Raw genomic sequence first — 6,573 nt, forward strand, 5'->3', positions numbered from 1 at the left:
CAATTCAATGGATGGGGTGGCACAGACAGATACAGCGAAGTGCGCGTTCTTTGTAGCTAGGGAAACTCCCAACCCCGGGTTTGTGCATGACGCGCCAAAGCGCCTTCGCCCGAAAGCGAACTGAAAGTGCCGCTCCCATACGATGCCGCCATTCCAGCGTTCCACCGCTTGCCGGATGGAACGCCATAACGACCAGGGGACATTTGTGGTGGACGTGCCGGCAGACAGTTGTGCTGGCGCTGCGGCCGACGCGGGGCGGCCGTGCTTTCACCGCGATTCGCCGCCGGCATCGGCGGCGGACAAGATCCTCCGGCACAAGCGACTGGTATTACCACAACAAGCAAAGCAAGGAGAAAAGGTATGAAACGTACGGCACTGGCACTGGCCTGCATCGGTCTGACGGGCACCGGTTCGGTCTTCGCACAGTCGAGCGTGACCATGTACGGCCTGGTTGATGCAGGGGTCGAGTATGTCAACCATGCCGGGCCGGATGGCTCCGTGGTCAAGCTGACTTCGGGCGGCAGGAATACGTCGCGCTGGGGCATGCGCGGCGTCGAGGACCTGGGCGGGGGACTGAAGGCGCTCTTCAACCTGGAAAGCGGCATCGCCATCGACACGGGCAAGCTGGACACGGACGGCACGCTGTTCGATCGCCGCGCCACGGTGGGTTTGAGCAGCAGCTATGGCCAGGTGGTGCTGGGCCGCACCTTCACCACGACCTATGACTTCATGCTGCCGTTCGACCCGATGGGCTACGCGCCGAACTATTCGTGGGCAACGTCCTCGACGGCAACGGGCGGCCGCAAGGACGGCCTGTTCTCGCGCGCATCGAACGCCATCCGCTACGACGGCAAGTTCGGCGGGCTGAAACTGGGGGCGACGGCAGCGATGGGCGAGGTGGCGGGCGATTTCAAGACCTCGTCCAAGTACGCCCTTGGTGTGGGCTACAACGCCGGGAAGTTCGCCGCGGCAGCAACGTGGGACCGCCAGAACGGCGCAGGCAGCAGCACCACGCCGGCCGACGCCACCGACTACATCCAGGGCATCCACGCCGGCGCCAGCTATGACTTCGGCAACCTGTCGCTGTTTGCCGGCTACCGCAACTACAAGCGCACGCTGACCACCGGCGCGGCCTCGGATCGCAGCGACATGTACTGGGGCGGCGCGAGCTATGAATTCACGCCGGCGTTCACGCTGTATGGCGCGGTCTACAAGCAGAACATCAAGGGCGGCAACGACGCCGATCCGATCCTGTTCTCGGTGCGCGCCCAGTATTCGTTCTCGAAGCGCACGCTGGCTTATCTGTCCGCTGGTTACGCCAAGGCCCGCAACGGCCAGAACGTCAGCCTGTCGCGCGACTTCGTCGGGTATGCCAACAGCCAGACCGGCGTGATCGCCGGCCTGCAGCATCGCTTCTGACGCGTCGGTTCATGTCGATGCAGCAATCGCCTGATTGCTGATTTGGGAACTGTCTTCCGCTGCCAGTAGGGGTGTGCATTCAGGTGGAAGACAGCTTGGGGCGGATTGCCCCAACAGGGGCGCAGGGCGTTGCCGCACGCTCTGCGTCCTTATTTTTTTCGACTGTTCCTGCTTCAGGGAACGATCACGACCTTGCCGGTCACCTTGCGCGCTTCCATGTCCTTGAGCGCTTGCGGAGCCTGTTCCAGCGAGTAGCGCGCGGAGATGTGCGGGCGCAGCTTGCCTTCCTTTATCCAACCCAGCATCTGCGCCATATTGGCCTGGTTGGCACGCGGTTCGTGCCGCACGAAATCCCCCCAGAACACGCCTACCAGCGACGCGCCCTTGAGCAGCGCCAGGTTGAGCGGGATCTTGGGGATCTCGCCGTTGGCGAAACCCACCACCAGATAGCGGCCCCGCCACGCGATGGAGCGGAAGGCCGGTTCGGCATAGATGCCGCCTACCGGATCGTAGATGACGTCCGGGCCGTTGCCGTCAGTCAGCGCCTTGATGCGTTCGCGCAGGTCTTCGGTGCTGTAGTTGATCAGCGCGTCGGCGCCATGCTCCTTGCAGACCGCGAGCTTTTCATCGGTGGACGCCGCCGCAATGACGCGCGCGCCGATGGCCTTGCCGATCTCGATCGCAGCAAGGCCGACGCCGCCAGCAGCGCCCAGTACCAGCATGGTCTGGCCGGCCTTGAGTTCGCCGCGGTCTATCACGGCATGGTGCGAGGTGCCGTAGGTGAGGGTGAACGCTGCCGCAGTTTCGAAATCGATGCCAGGCGGCATGGGCACGACCTTGTTGGCCGGAGCCTTTACGTGCGAGGCGAAGGCGCCATTGCCAAGGTAGGCAATCACCTTGTCGCCCGGCTTGACATGGGTGACGCCCGCGCCGACCGCGGTGACGATGCCCGCTAGTTCGGAACCTGGCGTGAACGGCAGTTCCGGCTTGGCCTGGTATTTGTTCTGGATGATGAGCACATCCGGGAAATTCACGCCGGCGGCCTTCACCTCGATGACCACTTCGCCCTGATCCGGCACCGGATCCGGCAGGGTTTCGACGGTCAGGGAATCGGGCGGCCCCCAGGCCTTGCACAGAACGGCTTTCATCTTGTCTCCGGTGATATGTATGGGCGATAAGCTTGCCGCGTGGCTGCCGCGCGCGGCCAGTTGGCAAGACCAAGTGTAACGCAAATAGCACGATCGTTCTGTTCTGCGGTTTGACCCGTTTGCGTGGCTGCGGGAGACATGCGGCAAGCGGGTTTTGCCGTGCCTGGAGAGGCCGCTTGCGCAGGCTTCGTCAGGTACAATCGCGGGATGCACATCCTTCTAGCCAATGACGACGGTTATCTCGCGCCGGGACTGGCCGTCTTGCACGCTGCGCTCGCTCCGCTGGCGCGCATTACGGTGATCGCGCCCGAGCAGAACCACAGCGGGGCTTCGAACTCGCTGACCTTGCAGCGGCCCCTTTCGATCTACGAGGCGAGAGAAGGCGTGCAGAAGGGTTTCCGCTTCGTCAACGGCACGCCGACCGATTGCGTGCATATCGCGCTGACCGGCCTGCTCGACGAGAAGCCCGACCTGGTGGTGTCCGGCATCAACCAGGGGCAGAACATGGGCGAGGACGTGCTGTACTCCGGTACTGTCGCGGCCGCCATCGAAGGCTACCTGCTGGGCATTCCTTCCATTGCGTTCTCGCAGGTGCACAAGGGCTGGGAACACCTCGACGCCGCCGCGCGCGTGGCGCGTGCCATTGTCGAGCGTGCCATTGCCACGCCGCCCACCGAGCCGTTCCTGCTCAATGTCAATATCCCGAACCTGCCTTTCGAACACATCAAGGGCTATCGTGCCACGCGGCTCGGCAAGCGGCATCCGTCGCAGCCGGTGATCTCGCAGGTCAACCCGCGCGGCGATCTCAATTACTGGATCGGCGCAGCGGGGGATGCGCGCGATGCCAGCGAAGGCACGGATTTCCACGCGACGGCAGAAGGCTATGTTTCGCTGACGCCGCTGCAGCTCGACCTGACACATCGCGGCCAGCTCGAGGCGCTTGCCCAGTGGCTGAACTAGCCATTCCCGCCGCAGTGCCTCGCCGCCGATGAGCCCGACGCCCCCTCGCAGCAAATTCCCCCTGCCGCTGGATGCGGTAGTGCAGCGCAAGCCGGCGCCGGCGCGTACCGCCGGCATGCCGGCTGTTGGCGCGCCGCGCCCGGCGAGGGCGCCGGCCAAGGTCCGCGACCAGCAGCCATCCGTGCCCACGCCAGCAGCCAGCGCCGTGGAGGCGCGCGCTTCGGCCGCGACGGCGGGCGGGGGCGGCATGGCGTCGGACCGCGCGCGGGGCGCGCTGGCTGCGCGGCTGCGGGCCGCGGGCATTCGCGACGAACGTGTGTTGTCCGCCATCGGCACCGTGCCGCGCCATCTGTTTGTCGAGCCGGGGCTGGCATCGCAGGCCTATGAGGATGCTGCGCTGCCCATCGGCCATCAACAAACGATCTCGAAGCCGTCCGTGGTCGCACGCATGATCGAACTCTTGCGTGAAGGCCTGCCGGCGGACGCGCCGCTGGAGCGCGTGCTCGAGATCGGCACGGGCTGCGGCTACCAGGCCGCGGTGCTGAGCCTGGTCGCGCGTGAGGTCTTTTCCATCGAGCGCATTCGTCCGCTGCATGAGCAGGCGAAGGCGAACCTGCGGCCGCTGCGCGTGCCAAACCTGAGGCTGCATTATGGCGATGGCATGCTCGGCCTGCCGCAGGCGGCGCCGTTCTCGGCCATCATCCTTGCTGCCGCCGGCATGGACGTGCCGCAAGCCCTGCTCGAGCAGCTTGCCGTCGGCGGCCGGCTGATCGCGCCAGTCGCACTGATGCCGCCAGCCGGCGCGCCGGGCCAGACGGTCACGCAGCAGCTCCTGCTGATCGAGCGGCTCAATCGGCATCGCTTTCACCGAACCGCGCTTGAAGCCGTTTTCTTTGTGCCCTTAAAATCGGGCACCATCTGAGTCGAACTATGCACAAGATCGTGAATTCGCATCATTTCGCACGCGCTGGCCAGCTTGTGGCGGCTTCCACGCTGGCGGCGCTGCTGGCTGCCTGCGCCAACTCGCCGATGCCGGCACCCGTGGTGGACCGCACCTCCACCGCGGGCACTCCTGCGGCACCGCTGGAGCCGGCGCCCGCCGGATACTATCGGGTCAAGCGAGGCGATACCCTTTACCGTATCGCACTGGAGAACGGCCAGTCATATCGTGATGTCGCGGCCTGGAACAATATCAGCAACGCCAACCAGATCGAGGTGGGCCAGTTGTTGCGCGTCGTCCCGCCGGGTGCCGACGTCAATGCCGGCCAGGGTGTGACCACCATGCCGGTGGCGCCGGGTTCGATCCAGGGGCAGCCGCTCGACCAGGCGCGACCGGCAGGCACGCCGGTGCCGCCTCCGGCAGCCGCTGGCGCGCCCGCGGCAGGTGCCGCAGCGTCCGCCGGCACGTCCGCGCCGGTTGCCGACGGGGCCATGAAACTGGCATGGCCGGCAACCGGCCAATTGGTCAGCAAATTTGATGACAAGGGCAATAAAGGGATCGATATTGCGGGCAAGAAAGGCGATGCCGTGCTTGCTGCCGACGATGGTCGGGTGATTCACGTTGGCCCCTTGCGCGGCTACGGGAATCTTGTCATCATCAAACACAATGAGACATTTCTTACTGCCTACGGCTACAACGACAAGGTGCTGGTGGCAGAGCAATCGACCGTCCGAAAAGGGCAGAAGATAGCGGAGATGGGCAATAGTGATACCGACCGGGTAAGGCTTCACTTCGAAGTTCGCAAGAACGGAAAACCGGTTGATCCGATGCGGTATCTGCCACCACAGTGAGGGTTCATGCCACGCCAGAAAACTGTCTCCTCCGGAATCGTCAGCAGGGCTCGCCGTCCCAAGCAGCCGGAAGTGAAGGCTGGTGTGGCACGAGCCGATGATCAGGCTGATCTGGACGCGTTCGACAAGGACGTCGGTGCGGAACTGATTCCCGTTACCGATGAGCCGATCGCGACCACTGCAACGGTTGGCCTGCGCGAGGCCGACCTGCTCAGCGACGACAACGATCGTCATCTGAACGATGACGACGAGGACGAGGCGGAAGAGGACGAGGACAGTGACGGCGAGAACGGCACCGAGTCCGGCGCGGCCGAACACGATGACTTCCGCACCGTCCTGCATACGGAGTTGGCGGCTGATACGGTGCAGCACTACCTGAACCGCATCAGCATCAAGCCGCTGCTTTCCGCGCCTGAGGAACTGCATTTCTCGACGCTGGCCAAGGACGGCGATTTCTCCGCGCGGCAGGTCATGATCGAGCGTAACCTGCGGCTGGTCGTGAGCATCGCCAAGGGCTACCTCAACCGCGGCGTGCCGTTGCTCGACCTGATCGAGGAGGGCAACCTGGGGTTGATGCACGCGATCGAGAAATTCGATCCGTCGCGCGGCTTCCGTTTTTCCACTTACGCGACCTGGTGGATCCGCCAGAGCATCGAGCGCGCCATCATGAACCAGGCGCGCACGGTACGCTTGCCGGTCCACGTGATCCGTGAACTCAACCAGGTGCTGCGCGCCAAGCGGCACCTTGAAAAAGGCGGCACCGACGGCCGCGACGCCAGCCTCGAGGACATTGCCCACCTGCTGGGCAAGACGCCTGACGAGGTGCAGGACGTGCTGGCGCTTAACGAACATACCACCTCGCTCGATACGCCGTTTGACCTGGACCCGGGCTCCAGCCTGCTGGACTTCCTTTCCGACGAGCACAACGCCGCGCCGGACCAGGAGGTCGCGCACCTGTTACGTCCCGCGCTATTTGAGGGCCGACGTCCCGGGCTAATCGAGGTGGAACGACAGCGTTTGTCTCGCGCTGCGATGGGAATGAACATGACCGCGCAGAGCGCGAGATGAAGTGGTCGGTAAGCTGCAGGAATGCGGGGGTGAAGCGACGCCGGTAGGTATGTCAGCGGCGCTGGTGATGATGGGGCAGGCGGCCTGAAGCGGGGAACGGTGCTGAGATGCAAACGGGGGCCTTGCGGCCCCCGTGAAGTCAGAAGGGAGGGTCGGGATCGTCATCGGGATCGAGGTCTGGCGGTGG

General features: G+C 64.6%; 5 protein-coding genes and 1 pseudogene. 5 read left to right on the forward strand and 1 reads right to left on the reverse strand.

All coding sequences use genetic code 11. The annotated features are described in order from the left end of the window. Positions 1 to 360: 360 nt before the first annotated feature. Entirely contained in the window at positions 361 to 1,419 is a 1,059-nt protein-coding gene (locus LDO29_RS03755) for a porin (RefSeq protein WP_224078427.1), read from the forward strand. Between the two features lie 173 nt (positions 1,420 to 1,592). Here LDO29_RS03755 and LDO29_RS03760 read toward each other — a convergent pair whose 3' ends face one another. Continuing rightward, entirely contained in the window at positions 1,593 to 2,567 is a 975-nt protein-coding gene (locus LDO29_RS03760) for an NADPH:quinone oxidoreductase family protein (RefSeq protein ID WP_224078428.1), read from the reverse strand. Positions 2,568 to 2,774: 207 nt separating this feature from the next. Between LDO29_RS03760 and surE the strand changes: the two genes are divergently transcribed. The 4 genes and pseudogenes from surE to LDO29_RS03780 all read left to right on the forward strand — a co-directional run. Next, positions 2,775 to 3,527 carry a 5'/3'-nucleotidase SurE gene (surE, locus tag LDO29_RS03765; RefSeq protein ID WP_224078429.1) on the forward strand — a complete coding sequence of 251 codons (753 nt, stop codon included), beginning with the start codon at positions 2,775 to 2,777 and terminating at the stop codon, positions 3,525 to 3,527. Between the two features lie 28 nt (positions 3,528 to 3,555). After that, positions 3,556 to 4,449, forward strand: coding sequence for a protein-L-isoaspartate(D-aspartate) O-methyltransferase (locus tag LDO29_RS03770; RefSeq protein ID WP_224078430.1), 894 nt, complete (start codon positions 3,556 to 3,558; stop codon positions 4,447 to 4,449). An 8-nt stretch (positions 4,450 to 4,457) separates the two neighbouring features. Further along, a complete protein-coding gene (locus tag LDO29_RS03775; RefSeq protein ID WP_224078431.1) occupies positions 4,458 to 5,318 on the forward strand; it encodes a peptidoglycan DD-metalloendopeptidase family protein in 861 nt (286 codons plus the stop codon). A gap of 6 nt (positions 5,319 to 5,324) precedes the next feature. Further along, a pseudogene (locus tag LDO29_RS03780) lies at positions 5,325 to 6,272 on the forward strand (sigma-70 family RNA polymerase sigma factor); the annotation flags it as partial. Positions 6,273 to 6,573 lie beyond the last annotated feature (301 nt).

It is taken from the genome of Cupriavidus laharis (genome assembly GCF_914271435.1).
GTDB classification, from domain to species: domain Bacteria; phylum Pseudomonadota; class Gammaproteobacteria; order Burkholderiales; family Burkholderiaceae; genus Cupriavidus; species Cupriavidus laharis.